Below are 16,437 nucleotides of genomic sequence, written 5' to 3' on the forward strand. Positions count from 1 at the left end.
TTTCGACCTCTACAACAACTCTTTAACTTTGATTTGGAGAACACAATGGAAGCATTAGGTCTGGTTTACATCGCAAGTGCACTGCTGATCGGTCTGGGCGCCCTGGGCACCGCTATCGGTTTCGGTACTCTGGGTGGCAAACTGCTGGAAGGTTCCGCCCGTCAGCCTGAACAGGCCCCGGCTCTGCAGGGCAAAATGTTCCTGATGGCAGGTCTGCTTGACGCAGTTCCGATGATCGGTGTTGGTATCGCTATGTACCTGATCTTCGCCGTAGCTCCTGGTCTGGTTTAATTACGCCGTTCCAATTGCCCTTAACCCTATTTAAAGAGCAAGAGGTGTCGGTGTGAATATCAACCTGACTCTAATCGGCCAGTCGATTACTTTCCTGTTTTTCGTCTGGTTTTGCTGGAAGTTTGTTTGGCCGCCACTTTTGGGCGTGATGAAAGAGCGTGAGCAGAAGATCGCAGATGGTCTCGCTGACGCCGAACACGCGCAGAAGGATCTGGAACTGGCCAAGCGCAAAGCTGCCGAGCAGTTGAAGGAAGCCAAAGATCAGGCTAACGAGATTATCGATGGTGCCAACAAGCGCGCCAATCAGATTCTCGATGAAGCCAAGCAAGCGGCGCAGTCTGAAGGCGATCGCCTCAAGATTGCCGCTAAAGCTGAGATCGACCAGGAAGTGAATCGCGCGAAAGAGCAACTGCGCAGCCGTGTGGCAGATCTGTCTGTCCTTGGTGCGGAGAAGATTCTTGCGGTCAATATCGACGCTAAAGCGCACAACGACCTGATCGATAAACTGGCAGCCGAGCTGTAAGCGAGGAACCCCATGGCGGAACTCAGCACACTGGCCCGGCCCTACGCTAAAGCCGCATTTACCTATGCGCAGCAAGCCTCCGACCTCAGCGGTTGGAGCACTGCGCTGGAAACCGCGGCGGCGGTCAGCCAGAACAAAAAAGTGCGTGAGCTGCTGGATAACCCACAGCTCACCAGTGAAGAGCGCGCAGATAAATTCCTGTCGATCTGTTCAGACGAGCTCGGCGAGCACGGAAAGAACTTCATCCGGTTGCTGGCGGAAAACCACCGTCTGCAGCTGCTGCCGGAAATTTCCGAGTTGTTCGAAGAGCTGAAAGCGCGGGCAGAAGCCACCCTCGAGGTGGAAGTTGTTTCCGCACAAGCCTTGAGCGACGCGCAGGCGCAAGAGCTGGGCCAGAAACTCAGCAAGAAGTTTGAACGCGAAATACATCTGCACAGCTCGGTGGACGAGAGCCTGCTGGGCGGCGCGATCATCCGCGCCGGTGATACAGTCATCGACGGTACCGTACGCGGCCGTCTGGCCAAGCTCGCCGAGGCGATGAACTCCTAAATTACTCTCCCCATCGGCACTAGCCGGCGGGGGACTTGAGGAACAGAGCATGCAGCAACTGAATCCCTCTGAGATCAGTGAAATCATCAAGAGCCGCATCGAAAATCTCGATGTGAGCACTGAAGCCCAAAATGAGGGCACTATTGTTTCCGTATCCGACGGCATCATCCGCATCCACGGCCTGGCCGATGTGATGTACGGTGAGATGATCGAGTTCGAAGGCGGCGTTTACGGTATGGCGCTGAACCTGGAGCGCGACTCCGTTGGTGCTGTAATCCTGGGCGACTACAAGGCGCTGGCTGAGGGCCAGAAATGTCGTTGTACCGGCCGTATCCTGGAAACCCCGGTTGGTCCGGAACTGCTCGGCCGCGTTGTAGACGCGCTGGGTAACCCGATCGACGGTAAGGGCCCGCTGAATAACAAGCTGACCGATGCGGTGGAAAAAGTAGCGCCTGGCGTTATCGCCCGTCAATCCGTTGACCAGCCTGTACAAACCGGTTTGAAAGCGGTTGATACGATGATCCCGATTGGCCGTGGCCAGCGTGAGCTGATCATCGGTGACCGTCAGATCGGTAAGACTGCTGTGGCGATCGACGCCATCATCAACCAGAAAGGCACTGGCGTTAAGTGTATCTACGTTGCCGTGGGCCAGAAGCAGTCCTCTATTGCCAACGTAGTGCGCAAGCTCGAAGAGCACGGCGCTATGGACCACACCATCGTAGTCGCCGCTGGCGCCGCCGATCCGGCTGCGATGCAGTTCCTGGCTCCCTACGTCGGCTGTACCATGGGTGAGTACTTCCGCGATCGCGGTGAAGACGCCCTGATTGTATACGATGACCTGACCAAGCAGGCTTGGGCCTACCGTCAGATCTCCCTGTTGCTGAAGCGTCCACCCGGACGTGAAGCCTACCCCGGTGATGTTTTCTACTTGCACTCCCGTCTGTTGGAGCGCGCTGCGCGTGTAAACGCTGAGTATGTAGAGAAGTTCACCAACGGTGAAGTGAAAGGCAAAACCGGTTCCCTAACCGCCCTGCCGATCATCGAAACCCAGGCTGGTGACGTATCCGCGTTCGTACCGACCAACGTGATTTCCATTACCGACGGTCAGATCTTCCTCGAGACCGATCTGTTCAACTCCGGTATCCGCCCTGCGATCAACCCGGGTATTTCCGTATCCCGTGTAGGTGGTGCAGCGCAGACCAAGGTAATCAAGAAGCTGTCCGGTGGTATCCGTACCGCTCTGGCCCAGTATCGCGAACTGGCTGCATTCTCTCAGTTTGCCTCTGACCTGGACGAAGCCACTAAGGCTCAGCTGGATCACGGTGAGCGTGTAACCGAGCTGATGAAGCAGAAGCAGTACTCTCCGCTGTCTATCGCGGATATGGCAGTTTCCGTTTACGCTGCCGACAAGGGTTACCTGAAAGAAGTAGAAGTTGCCAAGGTTCTCGATTTCGAAGCCGCCCTGCTCGCTTACATGAACAGCGAACACGCAGAGCTGATGGAGAAAGTGAACGCGACTGGTAACTACAACGACGAAATCGACGCAGCATTCAAAGCCGCTATCGAGAAATTCGTCGCTACTAGCAGCTGGTAAGAACTCCCTGGAGAGCGCGAAAGAGCGGCGTGTCCGCTCTTTCGGAATCTAACTTCCAGCGAACAAGGTAAATCACTATGGCAGGCGGAAAAGAAGTACGCACAAAAATTGCCAGCATCAAGAGCACGCAGAAAATTACTGCCGCAATGGAAATGGTTGCGGCCAGTAAAATGCGCAGGGCTCAGGATCGCATGGCACTGGGGCGCCCCTACGCCCAGCGCATACGCGCAGTGATCGGCCACGTCGCCAACGCTTCGGCCGAGTACCAGCATATTTACCTGCGGGAGCGCGAGGCCAAGCGGGTCGGTTTTATCCTGGTATCCACTGACCGCGGACTCTGTGGTGGCCTGAACATCAATATGTTCAAAGCCGCTATTCGCGAGATGCAGGCGTGGTCCGAAAAAGGTGTCGACGTCGAAGTCTGCGCGGTAGGTAACAAGGCGGCCAGTTTCTTTAATGCCATCGGCAGCAAGGTTGTCGCAGCGGTACGCGATCTGGGCGATGCGCCCCAGGCTAACCAGCTGATTGGCTCAGTAAAGGTAATGCTGGACCGTTACGCAGAAGGCGATATCGATCGTCTGTTCCTGGTATCCAATGAGTTTATCAACACTATGTCCCAGAAGCCGCAGGTTGAGCAATTGCTGCCGCTGCCGAAGGACGAAGATGAAAAGCTCATGCACGAGTGGGACTACCTCTACGAGCCGGATCCGGTTGAATTGCTGGATGGATTGCTGGCTCGCTATATCGAGTCCCAGGTATACCAGGCAGTAGTTGAAAACAAAGCCTGTGAACAGGCAGCGCGTATGATCGCGATGAAAAGCGCCACCGATAACGCCGGTGAGCTGATCGATCAGTTGCAGCTTGTCTACAACAAGGCGCGCCAGGCGGCCATTACCCAGGAACTGTCCGAAATTGTCGGCGGCGCGGCGGCGGTTTAAACCGCTGCCCTCACCTGAAATGGCCAGCCTAGAAAGAATTTAAAGCTGAGGATCCGGAAATGAGTAACGGGCAAATTGTGCAAGTGATCGGAGCGGTCATCGACGTGGAATTCCCACGCGATTCTGTTCCGAATGTATACGACGCACTGGTGGTTGAGGACAAGAACCTCACCATGGAAGTGCAGCAGCAGTTGGGTGACGGCGTGGTACGCGCTATTGCCATGGGTTCATCCGAAGGTATCAGCCGCGGTCTGCCCGTGCGCAATACCGGCGCTCCGGTTTCTGTACCGGTTGGCCTGGAAACCCTCGGTCGCATCATGGACGTGCTCGGCAACCCAATTGACGAGTGTGGCCCTATCGGTGAGAAAGAGCGCTCCTCTATCCACCGCGCTGCGCCGACCTACGAAGAGCAGTCCAGCTCCACCGAACTGCTGGAGACCGGCATTAAGGTAATCGATCTGGTTTGCCCGTTCGCCAAGGGTGGTAAGGTTGGTCTGTTTGGTGGTGCCGGTGTCGGTAAAACCGTAAACATGATGGAACTGATCAACAACATCGCTACCGAGCACTCCGGCCTGTCCGTGTTCGCCGGTGTTGGTGAGCGTACCCGTGAAGGTAACGACTTCTACTACGAGATGGCTGAATCCGGCGTTGTTGACCTGGAAAACAAAGCGAACTCCAAAGTGGCGATGGTTTACGGGCAGATGAATGAGCCGCCCGGCAACCGTCTGCGTGTAGCCCTGACCGGCCTGACCATGGCGGAAAAATTCCGTGATGAAGGCAAAGACGTACTGTTGTTCGTCGACAACATCTACCGTTACACCCTGGCCGGTACCGAAGTATCCGCACTGCTGGGCCGTATGCCTTCTGCGGTAGGTTACCAGCCGACCCTTGCCGAAGAGATGGGTGTTCTACAGGAGCGTATTACCTCCACTAAGACCGGCTCTATCACCTCTATCCAGGCGGTATACGTACCGGCGGATGACTTGACCGATCCGTCTCCGGCGACCACCTTCGCGCACTTGGACTCCACTGTAGTACTGAGCCGCGACATCGCCGCTAAAGGCATCTACCCGGCTGTTGACCCATTGGATTCCACTTCTCGTCAGCTGGACCCGCAGGTAATCGGTCAGGAACACTACGAAGTGGCCCGTGGCGTACAGTCCGTACTGCAGCGCTACAAAGAGCTGAAGGACATTATCGCGATCCTGGGTATGGACGAACTGTCTGAAGAGGACAAGCAGACCGTAGCCCGCGCCCGTAAGATCGAGCGTTTCCTGTCCCAGCCGTTCCACGTTGCGGAAATTTTCACCGGTGCACCAGGTAAATATGTTTCCCTGAAAGAAACCATCCGTGGCTTCCAGGGCATCCTGAACGGTGAATATGACCACATGCCTGAACAGGCCTTCTACATGGTGGGAACCATCGACGAAGCTGTGGAAAAAGCCAACAAGACCAAAGGCTAAGCCAGAGAGGCATATACTATGGCCATGACAGTACATTGTGACATTGTCAGCGCCGAGCAGTCTCTCTTCTCCGGACTGGTGCAGATGGTGATTGTGAGTGGTATTGAAGGTGAGCTGGGTCTCTCCTACGGCCACGCGCAGCTGCTTACCGCCCTGAAGCCCGGTCCGGTACGCATCATCAAGCCCGGTGGTGAAGAGGAAGTACTGTTCGTCAGCGGTGGCTACGCCGAAGTGCAGCCGAATATGGTTACCATCCTCGCGGATGTAGCCGAGCGTGAAATTGATGAGGAAGCCGCGCAGAAGGCCCGCGAAGAAGCGGAACACGCCCTGCACAAGGCACCATCTGAAGTCGATTATGCGCGTATCTCAGCCCAGCTGGCTGAAGCCGAGGCGCGTCTGCGTACTCTGCAGGCAATCCGCAAGGCGGCCGGTAAGTAAGTAGCTCTTATATTTGTGTAGGGCCGACTTCAAGGCAAAAAAAGCAGCTTCGGCTGCTTTTTCTATTCTTGTTGGCTTCTTTTTCTGGAAATCTACCTTCCTACACTTTTCACCTACAATCTTTACACTTAATTCATTACATGGGATTGGGTAAAGTTGGCTTTGGTGAACTTGTACCCCTCCCTATTCAGCTCAGTGTTAATTACTGAATGCTACCTAAAGTATAAATTTGTGTAGAAAAAGGTATAAGAATATATCTATACATAAGTGCGATTGTTTATTCCTATACTATGACCATGTGAAACACTTGTGAAATTATTCTGTTATTTTAAGACATGGATTCAATGGCCTATAAAAATTTAAATTTCTTACTATGGCCGTCAATTGATAGCTGCTTCTTTGTAGAAAAAGTCAATTCCTTCAACGATTCCAAAAGTTGCTAAACGTGGCCACCAACCATTCAGATTTATGATAGTCAGTATGAGAAATGATAAATTCCGGTATGATAAGTTTGCTCTGGTGGTCTAATGACCTAGCCCTTGATGGATACTGATCGATCTCACTCTCTTGAAAAAACCGAATATTTTCCCTTCTTAAATTGCCGGACCGCCGTCTGGAAGGTGTTGGTGGGCGTTAAATCGTCGTCTAGAGTGCGCTATAAATTGTGAAATATCCTTTTTATTTGCCTGAGCTTCATTGCATGATCTTGTAATAAATGTGATTAATGTAAAGACTAGCCATTTTAGGAGTTTTGAACTCTTAATTACCAGATAATTAGATTTTCCTATTAATTTATATATCTAAAGGAAATATTTATAATTTTTTATAAACAACTATTTATAGAGGATGCAATTTATTAGGTTAAATGTAGCATCAATTTAATAATATAAAAATTCTATTTTTATAGGCGAATTTTAGTGGCATTTATATCAAATTGGTACTGAAAGATTACTGATCTATCTATCAAGAATAAATTAATAATTCGTAGTGCTAAAATTTCTAAATGGTATTATTGGAGTCCAGTTTGTAATGTTGAAGCATCCTGATCATGTCACAATTGTGGTGAATGAACTTCAATCGAGTGTGAAGTTCTTCCAGCTGCTGAACTTTGAACTAGAAGTTACAGATCTAATTTCAGGCGAAAAAGTATCCAAGTATTTACAGGTAGAGAATGTAGAAGCTGATCATTTAACCATGGTTCTGAAAAATTCTTCCCCTAGATTTGAAATACAACTTTTGCACTATAGAAATCCAAAGGTTAAGTCAGATCCGTCTATTTTTAGTCTGGCACGCCCCGGCTACAATCATTTATGCTTTGCAGTAGATGACATTGAGAAAACCCTTAAATTCTTGAATGAGAATGGTATCCGTACTCGAAGTGAAATACTCGAGTACCAAAAACGCAAGCTTGTATATATTGAGGGTCCGGAATTTATTACTATTGAGTTGGCTGAGTGGTTGTAGGGGAATTTCATTATTAATTGAATGGCTAAAAGCCAGAAGTATATATTTTTTAATCGTGGTATCTTTATTCCTCGAATACTTAATTCTTCTACTGATAAACTGTGAATGGAATTCATAATCAAGGAGAGAACTATGACTAATGATATAACACTGTACACACACCCACAGTCTCGCGGTGGCATTATACGCTGGATGTTGGAAGAACTTGAGGTACCCTACCAGGTAATAGTACTTCAATATGGGGAAGCAATGAAAACCCCAGAGTACTTATCGTTAAATCCAATGGGTAAGGTACCTACACTAGTTCATAACAAGCGAGTAATAACCGAAGCAGCCGCAATCTGTATTTATCTTGCTGAAGTATTTTCTGACGCTGGTCTAGCCCCTCAAAATGATATTGAACGAGCAAAGTATTACCGTTGGATGTTCTTCTCTGCCGGGCCTGTAGAGTCTGCGGTTGTAAATAAGTATATCTTCGGGGAGCAGGCCGGAATTGATAAGCAGCAAATGTTAGGTTATGGTAATTATCAATTGGCATTAGATACTTTATCGGGGGCGGTTACTTCCAGTCCCTATATCACAGGGGAACGTTTTACTGCTGCAGATGTATATATAGGCTCGCAGCTTTGGTGGGGGTTACAATTTGGTACCATAGAGAAGCGTGAAGAGTATCAGAAATATGTTGAACGCCTGTCGGAACGAAAGGCATTCAAAAAGGCTCAGTTGCTGGATGATGCATTAAATATAGAAATGAGTGAAACCTAAAATTTTCATCTTAATATTAGTTATTAAGAGTAGCCAGCATGTGGTACCTGCTGGCTAAGATATCTTTATAGAATTGAATAAATCTAAGTGAGATTTAAATATTATTTTTTTGCATTTATGATATGTTCATATTTTTCAAGTGAAAATGAAAGGTTTTCTACCGAAATATAAGTTAATAGGTAATCCCAGGCTGCTCTGTGTTTAGAACAACCTAAATACGAAAAAAACTGTATAAGTATTATTCTAGCTAAATTAACTGTTTTTATAAAATTCCTGCCTTTATTTGCCGTGCTGTTCTATTGAAGCGAAAACGATCATTCCTATCTACAGAAGTATTTTCATCCATTATGTGTTCGTACTCTTTCTCAACATCTTTCAAATAATCAAGAGCATCGTCCTTCCGTCCTTTCATTGCTATCAAATAAGAACGAGATAAACTCATGCGTAGTTTATATGAGTCAGATAGATGTTCATTGGGGTGCATATCGTGTAATTTCAGACACTCATCTAGTGTTGCCTCTATAAATGGATCATATTCCGCGACTTCCTTCGGAATAGACTTCTTACATTTGTATATAGAACTAGAAAATACCTGTCCATACCATTCGAAATATTTATCAAGATATCCCATGGTAACTTTAATCCAGGGAAGTCGATCAAAGAAAAAATCTTGATTAATAAAGAAAGATTTATTTTCAATTAGCTTTGGCATGAACTGCTTTGACACATGTTTGTTAAGCTCCTTTGTTTTACATACATCAATAAAACAAATCTCAATAGGATCTTCTGACCAACTAAACTCATTGAAATCACCTATATTAAGATCAACTAAGGAGCTATATGGGGAGACGCTTTCCTCCAAGATGGGAACGAATGAATCACCAAACTGATAGGTAAGGGAACCACATTCCCACACCCGGTCTGTACCATTTGCAGGTTTAGGTAAAAAGCCAAGCTCATAACTGCTAATGGGCTTCCTATTTAAGATATTTGTATGCTTCTTAGAGTCAATCTCGGGATTATTGAGAAACCCTTGTGCTAATGAAGCAACAGACGCTCCCATAAAGCTGCCAGCATCAATAATGAATCCATTTTTTTTATAATTTTTTGATGCTAAAGAGTAGAGTAGTTTTCTTTCTGCTACAGAAACCATACCTGGTATGTCGAATACTGACTGCGGAACTTGTGCTTCGGAAAATGATATCTCAGGATGTACATAGCACCCTCTTGAAACTTCAGCATTTTCAATGGTGTACATTGTGTTACTCCAACAGATAAGTAGTAGTTGTCTATTTTGCGTAAGCTACACAGAAAACAACATTTGTTTTTAGCTCATCAAGTGTAATGTCAGGTATTGTTTCTCTAACCTTAGTTTCAATCTGTGGAGTTAACCGTTTTAGGACTGATTCTGGCGAGGGCTGTAGTTCCCAGGTTTCGATATTGAAATATTTACGTGTTAAAGCTCGTATTTCATCGATCCGAATTCGATTTAGGTGTGTATATAAGTAGTGATCTTGAGGCAGCTCTCGAACGATATTAATATGATTCCAATCGCAAAACTTGAGATGATCCGGATTGCTCTCATCAAGGAGTGATGGGTTGTGAGGTGGCATATGATGTCCACTCCAGCCATAAAAGTTATGGTGGAGAAAAACCACCTTACCGCCTTTGGCTAGTAAACTAGCAATATCCTCAAACACACCTTCAATTTCAAGAAGGTGCTCTGTTACATTGTGAAGGCATATCGTATCGAAAGTTTTGGAACCCACCAGATCGCGAGTAGAGCATTGACGTAAGTCGATGTCAGGAATTAAATCAATAATGTCCTGCCCGGACATTGGTGCATTTACCCACTTCCTAATGCGTTTATTTCTTACTCTCCTGGAGTCAAGAGACATAGCTGGGTCTACACCGGTGTAACTATTGGCACCGGCACAAAGGTACCCCATCGCATAACCACCAAAACCACAACCAACATCTAGTACATTGCACCCTCGTACATATTTGTGTAATTTCCTTGGCCAGGTGCAGTAGCCAAGTTCAACGGCACTACTGATAAGATCTGAATCAAAATTTTTGAGGGCGTGGCGCACATTTGTACAGTTATGGAAAAAAGCAATCTTTGCTTGCAACTCGTGATTGTCCCAATCTTCCAGCGGTTCAATTTTTTTAAGCTGTTTTGCAGCTTTTGATCTGGAAAGTTTGGAGAAAGCAGGGTGAGATTTAGATGTATCAAGAGTTTCAATTGCTTCCCTAGCGCTGTTTTCAATACGAATAAGCTTTGTTTGTTCGAGTACCTTAAGAGCTCGCTTATGCTCGGGATTGCATTTTAGTGCAATCTTTATATCTTTTTCTGCCTGATCAATGTCACCCTTGGCAATATTTAGCATAGCGGATATTGTTCGCATACCGACATGGTGTGGATGTCTGGAAATAAATGTCAAAACATACTTATCACAATTTAAAATCGATCCTTTTTTCGATTCTGCATAGCATAAGAAATAGGTTGCCGGATGGAATGGATTCAGGTCGGCAATTGGTCGTAAAAGCTCTCTTGCCAAATCTATCTCACCAGACAAAGCTGCTTGCTTGCCTTGTTCGAAATTATCTAACTGATTGATTTCTAAAGTAGACATTTAATTTTCCAAGTAATAGTAACCAAGTAGTTTTGGCGTGGATATTAACTTGCATGCTGCAATTGGGTGCAGTTGCGCATGGTTTAAATCAAATATGGTGCAATTATATTTTATTAATAGAGAGCTATACCAAAATAATGCACTGAATATACTTATACTAATAAACATGAAATATTCATGTGTCAAAGAATAAATTTATTTTTTCTGGAAAAAGTAATCAAGCCTTGACCTAAAAAAGTTGGCGCGGATGCTAACTCGTATAACCGGTAATCCATAGTAGCGTGTGTTATAAATTGGATTTCGTAAGATGGCATGTTTCAAGTGTGCATCAGAAAATAATTATTTTTTCGCAATAAATGGATCGACTAGTAAATATAGCTAGTTACAATATCATGGAGGTGGGTCTTTGAAACTAATAATAGTTGGAGGCGATGGCTTTTGTGGGTGGCCAACCTCTTTACACCTTAGCAATCTTGGTCATGATGTTATTATTCTTGATAACTTTTCTAGAAGAAGAATTGATAAAGAGCTTAATGTTCAGTCTTTGACCCCTATATGTGAGCTGGAAGAGCGGACGGCTGCCTGGTTTGATTTGACCAGGAAAAATATCCGTTTTGTTGAAATGGATGTCTCGAAGGAATATCCACAGCTTCTAAATTTCATAAAAGAGGAAAAACCGGACAGTATTATTCACTTTGGTGAGCAGCGTGCCGCACCCTATTCAATGAAAAGTAGTGAAACCAAGAACTATACGGTATCGAACAACATTTGTGGAACGCATAATATTCTAAATGCAATCGTAGAATCGCAACTTGATATTCACCTTGTACATTTAGGTACAATGGGCGTTTATGGCTATGGTCATGAGGAGCCTATTCCTATACCTGAGGGCTATCTAGAAGTAAAAATTGATACGATGGATGGAAGAGAAATTTCTGATTCTATCGTATATCCGCCAAACCCGGGCTCCATCTATCATATGACCAAAACCATGGATGCCCAAATGTTCCAGTACTATGCGAAGAACGATAAGCTTCGAATTACTGACTTGCATCAGGGGATTGTATGGGGTACCCAAACCGAGCTATCGAGCCTGGATGAGAGACTTATAAATCGTTTCGATTACGATGGTGATTATGGCACTGTATTAAACAGATTCTTAATGCAAGCCACAGTAGGCTTTCCTCTCACTGTACATGGAACTGGAGGCCAGACACGGGCATTTATTCATATTTCTGATACCTGTAAGTGCGTGGAACAAGCGCTACTACACCCACCTTCCGAGGGGGATCGGCCAATGATATTGAATCAAATGGCAGAGACTCAGACGCTTTCTGATTTGGCAAAATTGGTTCAATCACTTACTAACTGTGAAATTAGTTATCTTCCAAATCCAAGACGAGAAGCGGAAAGAAATGATTTAAATGTACGCAATGACCTTTTACGTTCTTTCGGATGGAGGCCTGCGCTTATAAAGGATAGTCTTCTGAATGAAATTACAGAGATAACAGAGCGTTATCGAAATCGAGCAGACTACTCCAAAATTCCCTGTATATCCTATTGGACGCGAAGTAATGAGCTTGCAGATGTTTCCTATCAAGAAAAAATTGGTGAAGTAGCTGAACCCATTTCTTAGTCTTTCCAGGTGGCTAAAGTTATGCCTAAGCGCATCCTTATTACTGGTGGTTGCGGTTTCATTGGCTCGAATTTGATCAAAATCCTGAGTGAGATGGGTTTATATGATGAAATTCTGGTCTTGGATAATGAGGCTACCGGGAGTATTACTTCATTATCCCGGTATCCCCATCATTTTATTAGGGGAGATATAAGAGACCAAAAAACCGTAGACGAAGCAGTAGCAGGTGTTGATGCCATCGTCCATTTAGCAGCTGACACGGGAGTTATCGATTCAATAAAAAATCCTGCCCATAATTTTGAGGTAAATGTTCAAGGAACCGTAAATATTCTGGAAGCTATGCGCAGAAAGGGTGTTAAGTGTCTTGTTAATGCCTCAACCGGCGGTGCTATTATCGGAGACGTTGTACCACCAGTACATGAGTTAATGCCCATAAACCCGTCGTCAGCATATGGTGCATCTAAGGCCGCGGCGGAGGCCTACTGCTCCGCATATACTCAAAGTTATGGGCTTACTATTACGTCTCTAAGATTTTCGAATGTCTATGGCCCACTTTCTTTACATAAAGGTAGCGTTATAGCGGCTTTTATGAAAAGAATTTTAAAAAGAGAGCCTTGCGAAATTTATGGTGATGGTAGTCAAACACGAGATTTTATCTTTGTCGGTGATTTATGTCAGGGCATTATAAAGGCATTAGAAGCAAGGCAAAGTGGAGTTTTTCAGCTCGGTAGTGGAAGGCCAACTTCTGTGAACGAAATTATCTCTTTGCTAAAACAGATTACTGGTGAAAATGATAATTTAAAATTAGTTTACCATGGATTCAGAGTTGGAGAAGTTCGTCACAATTTTACTGATATTTCCAAAGCAAAGCAGCATCTAGGATTTTTACCAGGCACAGAACTTGTAAGTGGTATCAAAGAAACCTGGAACTATTTTATCGATAATGAAAATACGGTAGTAGGTAGACTTAATCAGAGGGTTCTAGAGAATGCAGATTGATAAATTTGCAGTCGAAGAATTTCCTGATCTCAACGCCTATGCCGGCATTGAATCGGATAATAAACTTCGTGTCTGTATTGCAACAGAAGAAATTTTAGGGCCAGTAAGGAATGGGGGTATCGCTTCAACTTATTACCATTTAGCAAAGGGCTTGGCCGCTCATGGCCATGAAGTACATGTGCTCTATTTAAAAGGGGAAAAAGTTGAAAACGAAACGCCTGAACATTGGATAGAGCATTTTTCCAGCTTTGGGGTATCCCTTCACTACTTGGCTCACGCAGAAGAGACGATCATAGGTCCCTCACAAAATTGGCAGAGACGATATAGTGCGGCTTACCGGTGGTTGGCAGAACAAGATCGGTTTCATGTTGTTCATACCTCAGAGTGGCGTGGAGGATTGATCTATGCACTTATGGCGAAGAAATTGGGGCTGGCGTTTCAGGAAACTTTATTTATTGTTAAAACCTCTTCCCCGCATCTTTGGAATCGCCACTATCAGATGCAGCCTATCTCAAAGAGGGAGCTTCTACCGGCAAGTTTTGCCGAACAGAAATGTGTTGAGTTCGCTGATATGGTCATTGGCGGTAGTGCTCACTTACTTTGTTTTATGCGTTATGTTGGTTATAAACTTCCATATGCTTCCTATGTACAACCAAATATCTTAGATTTTTCCGAAGTACATGTAGATGATCTACGCCCTGATAGAAAGCCTGGTGACCTTGTTAAAACCCAGGAACTAACTTTCTTTGGTCGGCTAGAGATGCGAAAAGGTATTGAACTTTTCTGCAATGCACTTGACCTTCTGGAACGTGCTGGGAATCCACCAGCCAAGGTGAATTTTCTTGGTAAGTATGGTGAGGCACTCCCCAATCAGAAAAATGAGAAGGTTTCAGATTATATCGAACGAAAAGCTTTGTCATGGAGCTTTGAAGTTAATTGCATAACGGATTGTAATCAACCGGAGGCTCTGTCTTTTTTATGTTCTAGAGATATGATAGCTATTATGCCTTCGCTAATTGAAAATTCCACCATGGCTGTATATGAGGCTTTAGAAAATAATATTCCCTTTATAGCCACTCGTGTTGGTGGCACACCTGAACTTATAAATGTAGAAGACCATGATACTTGTCTTATCGCTCCATACGCCCATGAGCTCGCTGAGAGATTAAGTAAAGTTCTTGAAAATGGACATAGAGTGGCTCATAGCAGCTTTGACAATAAAAAAAATCTAGATGTGTGGTATGGATTTCATGCTTATCTTGCTGATTTGTTTGCTGAGTATCAAGGTAGTGATGCCATTTACAAAGCTATAAATATTAAAGCCGAGGAACCAGAGATCATTAATGAGGCCGTAACACCACGTTTAGAAGTATTGGTCTTGTTGCGTGAAGCGAGTAATACGATAGAATTTGCGGAATCCTTGATAAGTGATAAACCTGACTCTGTCAAATTTATAATAATTGACCCGGCCTTGGAGGAAATTGCAATACAGGCCTGTGATTTACTCCAAGAATCGGGCATAGACTCAAAAGTTATTGATTTTATCGGCTTTCCTGCGGGCATTGCGTTTGATTGCAGCTTAAAGGAGAGCAACTCCGATGCTTGTATATTATGTGATGGTACAGCGTCAAGATTTGTTTTAGGATTTTGTACAGCATTACGCAAGACTCTCTTGCTAGGACAGAATTATCTTATTACAAGTTTCCTTTCTCTCCCTGACAACAAAATTGTAATGCCAATTGGAAGTGATATTGTTTCAGAAATATCATTTGGAAACTCTATCGGAACGAATGTTGTCTGCATTCCTAAAGCTGTATCTGTCAAGGTCGGAGATTTACTACCATATGATATTCGTTATGGTTTGTTGCAAGAGTATATTTTAAGGGCAAGTAAGGATTACGGACTGGAGTTAATGGTAATTCCTGAATGCTATTTAGAGAGTGAATGTTACTTAGAGGAGCTTGAAGATTCTCAGCATAATGCCAATTCAATATATCTTCGCTCAATGCCTTTGATAGAAAACGAAAACATAGCTTACCGGAAGCTTGCTCTTCTTCCTGGATCACAAGTAGTTGGATCGAGACTGAAACCAGCACTTTATCGAGATAAACAACGACATGAGGAAGAAGCTGTATGGCTTGTGCACGCCGATAGACCTAGAAAGATGAAAAATCGGAATCCAAGAGTTGTCGTTGGCTTAGATGAAAGAAATTCTCATCTGCTTTGTGTTGCAAATGGTATAGGAAAAAGACAGCTTATAGTAAATGGAGAGAGCCAGTCGATTTCTTTTGAAAAAAAAGAAGATGATCTGACTTTACATAGATTTCCTATACCTGATAGCTGGGAGGAAGGGGAACGTTTTAATATTAAATTCATTTTAGAAGAAAATGAAATGAGTTATACCCGATTTATTCGGGTTATTAAGTTATCAAAAAATGTTTTTGCAGCAATTTCTGGGAGCCCTATTTTAAATGAACTGGCCGTTGAAGAACTATTTAATCAAAAGTTAAGCTGGAGCCTTTTCTCTAAAAATGAACAATCTAATTTTGATGAGTTAAATTCTGGTGAAATGCACCAATATAGTTCAGAAAATGGTGAATTTAATCACTTGGAAGGAACTGAAGTCAGTGAAGTGAATAGTGATAAGCACTCTATAGAAGTATCTGATTCTGAACATGATTTTGCCAAAATTATTTATGATCAAAATAAAGCGGAAGAGCATGGGGTTAAATCAAGGTTCAGCTTCCAGATGTTAATGCAAAAGTCTGGTACAACTCTACAACGTTTAATGAAGGGGTATACAGGCTCTCCAATCAAGGGATCAATCCCACCCCGTGAACTTTTTGCAATTGATCCTCGTTCTATAGAGGGTTGGGCTTGGGACAGAAGCAACATAACACGTAATCTAGTTGTTGTTTTGGAACTTAATGGAACTGTGATCGCAGAGGCTACTGCTAACCGTTATATTGAGCGATTTGGTACGAGGAATCCAAAGCTGGCTTGGTATGGTTTTAGGTTTGCATTAACCCCTGATATTAAGCAAGAAAACTCTGAAATTACGATACGTGTAAAGGAAAATGGGTTAATTTTAAGAAATGGGCGTCTACGTTACCTCAAGCAAATGTTAGTAGCGATGTAAGG

General features: G+C 44.5%; 14 protein-coding genes. 12 read left to right on the forward strand and 2 right to left on the reverse strand.

The window, feature by feature from the left end; genetic code table 11:
* Positions 1-45: 45 nt before the first annotated feature.
* The 9 genes from atpE (at position 46) to G367_RS0114690 (ending at position 8,025) form a co-directional block, all read left to right on the forward strand.
* Positions 46-291 carry a F0F1 ATP synthase subunit C gene (atpE, locus tag G367_RS0114650; protein WP_020413895.1) on the forward strand — a complete coding sequence of 82 codons (246 nt, stop codon included), beginning with the start codon at positions 46-48 and terminating at the stop codon, positions 289-291.
* 52 nt (positions 292-343) lie between these two features.
* Positions 344-814: a F0F1 ATP synthase subunit B gene (locus G367_RS0114655; protein ID WP_020413896.1), complete on the forward strand. Its 471-nt coding sequence runs from the start codon at positions 344-346 to the stop codon at positions 812-814.
* 12 nt (positions 815-826) lie between these two features.
* Positions 827-1,363 (forward strand): F0F1 ATP synthase subunit delta, encoded by a 537-nt coding sequence (locus G367_RS0114660; protein WP_020413897.1) that lies wholly within the window; start codon positions 827-829, stop codon positions 1,361-1,363.
* Between the two features lie 49 nt (positions 1,364-1,412).
* A complete protein-coding gene (gene atpA / locus G367_RS0114665) occupies positions 1,413-2,957 on the forward strand; it encodes a F0F1 ATP synthase subunit alpha (protein WP_020413898.1) in 1,545 nt (514 codons plus the stop codon).
* 77 nt (positions 2,958-3,034) lie between these two features.
* Positions 3,035-3,895 (forward strand): F0F1 ATP synthase subunit gamma, encoded by an 861-nt coding sequence (gene atpG / locus G367_RS0114670; protein WP_020413899.1) that lies wholly within the window; start codon positions 3,035-3,037, stop codon positions 3,893-3,895.
* Between the two features lie 59 nt (positions 3,896-3,954).
* Positions 3,955-5,358 carry a F0F1 ATP synthase subunit beta gene (atpD, locus tag G367_RS0114675; protein WP_020413900.1) on the forward strand — a complete coding sequence of 468 codons (1,404 nt, stop codon included), beginning with the start codon at positions 3,955-3,957 and terminating at the stop codon, positions 5,356-5,358.
* Between the two features lie 18 nt (positions 5,359-5,376).
* Entirely contained in the window at positions 5,377-5,796 is a 420-nt protein-coding gene (locus G367_RS0114680) for a F0F1 ATP synthase subunit epsilon (RefSeq protein ID WP_020413901.1), read from the forward strand.
* A gap of 1,029 nt (positions 5,797-6,825) precedes the next feature.
* Positions 6,826-7,260, forward strand: coding sequence for a VOC family protein (locus G367_RS0114685; RefSeq protein ID WP_051089517.1), 435 nt, complete (start codon positions 6,826-6,828; stop codon positions 7,258-7,260).
* A 132-nt stretch (positions 7,261-7,392) separates the two neighbouring features.
* Positions 7,393-8,025 (forward strand): glutathione S-transferase family protein, encoded by a 633-nt coding sequence (locus G367_RS0114690; RefSeq protein WP_020413903.1) that lies wholly within the window; start codon positions 7,393-7,395, stop codon positions 8,023-8,025.
* 262 nt (positions 8,026-8,287) lie between these two features.
* On the opposite strand, the gene G367_RS0114695 is transcribed toward G367_RS0114690, so the two are convergent.
* Together G367_RS0114695 and G367_RS0114700 are read right to left on the reverse strand one after the other, a co-directional pair.
* Positions 8,288-9,283, reverse strand: coding sequence for a hypothetical protein (locus G367_RS0114695; protein WP_020413904.1), 996 nt, complete (start codon positions 9,281-9,283; stop codon positions 8,288-8,290).
* Positions 9,284-9,314: 31 nt separating this feature from the next.
* Entirely contained in the window at positions 9,315-10,661 is a 1,347-nt protein-coding gene (locus G367_RS0114700) for a methyltransferase domain-containing protein (protein WP_020413905.1), read from the reverse strand.
* Positions 10,662-11,067: 406 nt separating this feature from the next.
* Here G367_RS0114700 and G367_RS0114705 point away from each other — a divergent pair, with 406 nt between their 5' ends.
* Genes G367_RS0114705 through G367_RS0114715 form a run of 3 tightly spaced genes read left to right on the forward strand, consistent with a single transcriptional unit; the run spans position 11,068 to position 16,435 of the window.
* Positions 11,068-12,297, forward strand: a complete 1,230-nt coding sequence (locus tag G367_RS0114705) for an NAD-dependent epimerase/dehydratase family protein (RefSeq protein WP_020413906.1) — start codon at positions 11,068-11,070, stop codon at positions 12,295-12,297.
* Between the two features lie 21 nt (positions 12,298-12,318).
* Positions 12,319-13,296: an SDR family NAD(P)-dependent oxidoreductase gene (locus G367_RS0114710; protein WP_020413907.1), complete on the forward strand. Its 978-nt coding sequence runs from the start codon at positions 12,319-12,321 to the stop codon at positions 13,294-13,296.
* Positions 13,286-16,435, forward strand: coding sequence for a glycosyltransferase family 4 protein (locus tag G367_RS0114715; RefSeq protein ID WP_020413908.1), 3,150 nt, complete (start codon positions 13,286-13,288; stop codon positions 16,433-16,435). The genes G367_RS0114710 and G367_RS0114715 overlap by 11 nt, the downstream gene beginning before the upstream one ends.
* Positions 16,436-16,437: the final 2 nt, after the last annotated feature.

Origin of the sequence: Microbulbifer variabilis ATCC 700307 (genome assembly GCF_000380565.1) — a bacterium.
GTDB classification, from domain to species: Bacteria; Pseudomonadota; Gammaproteobacteria; order Pseudomonadales; family Cellvibrionaceae; genus Microbulbifer; species Microbulbifer variabilis.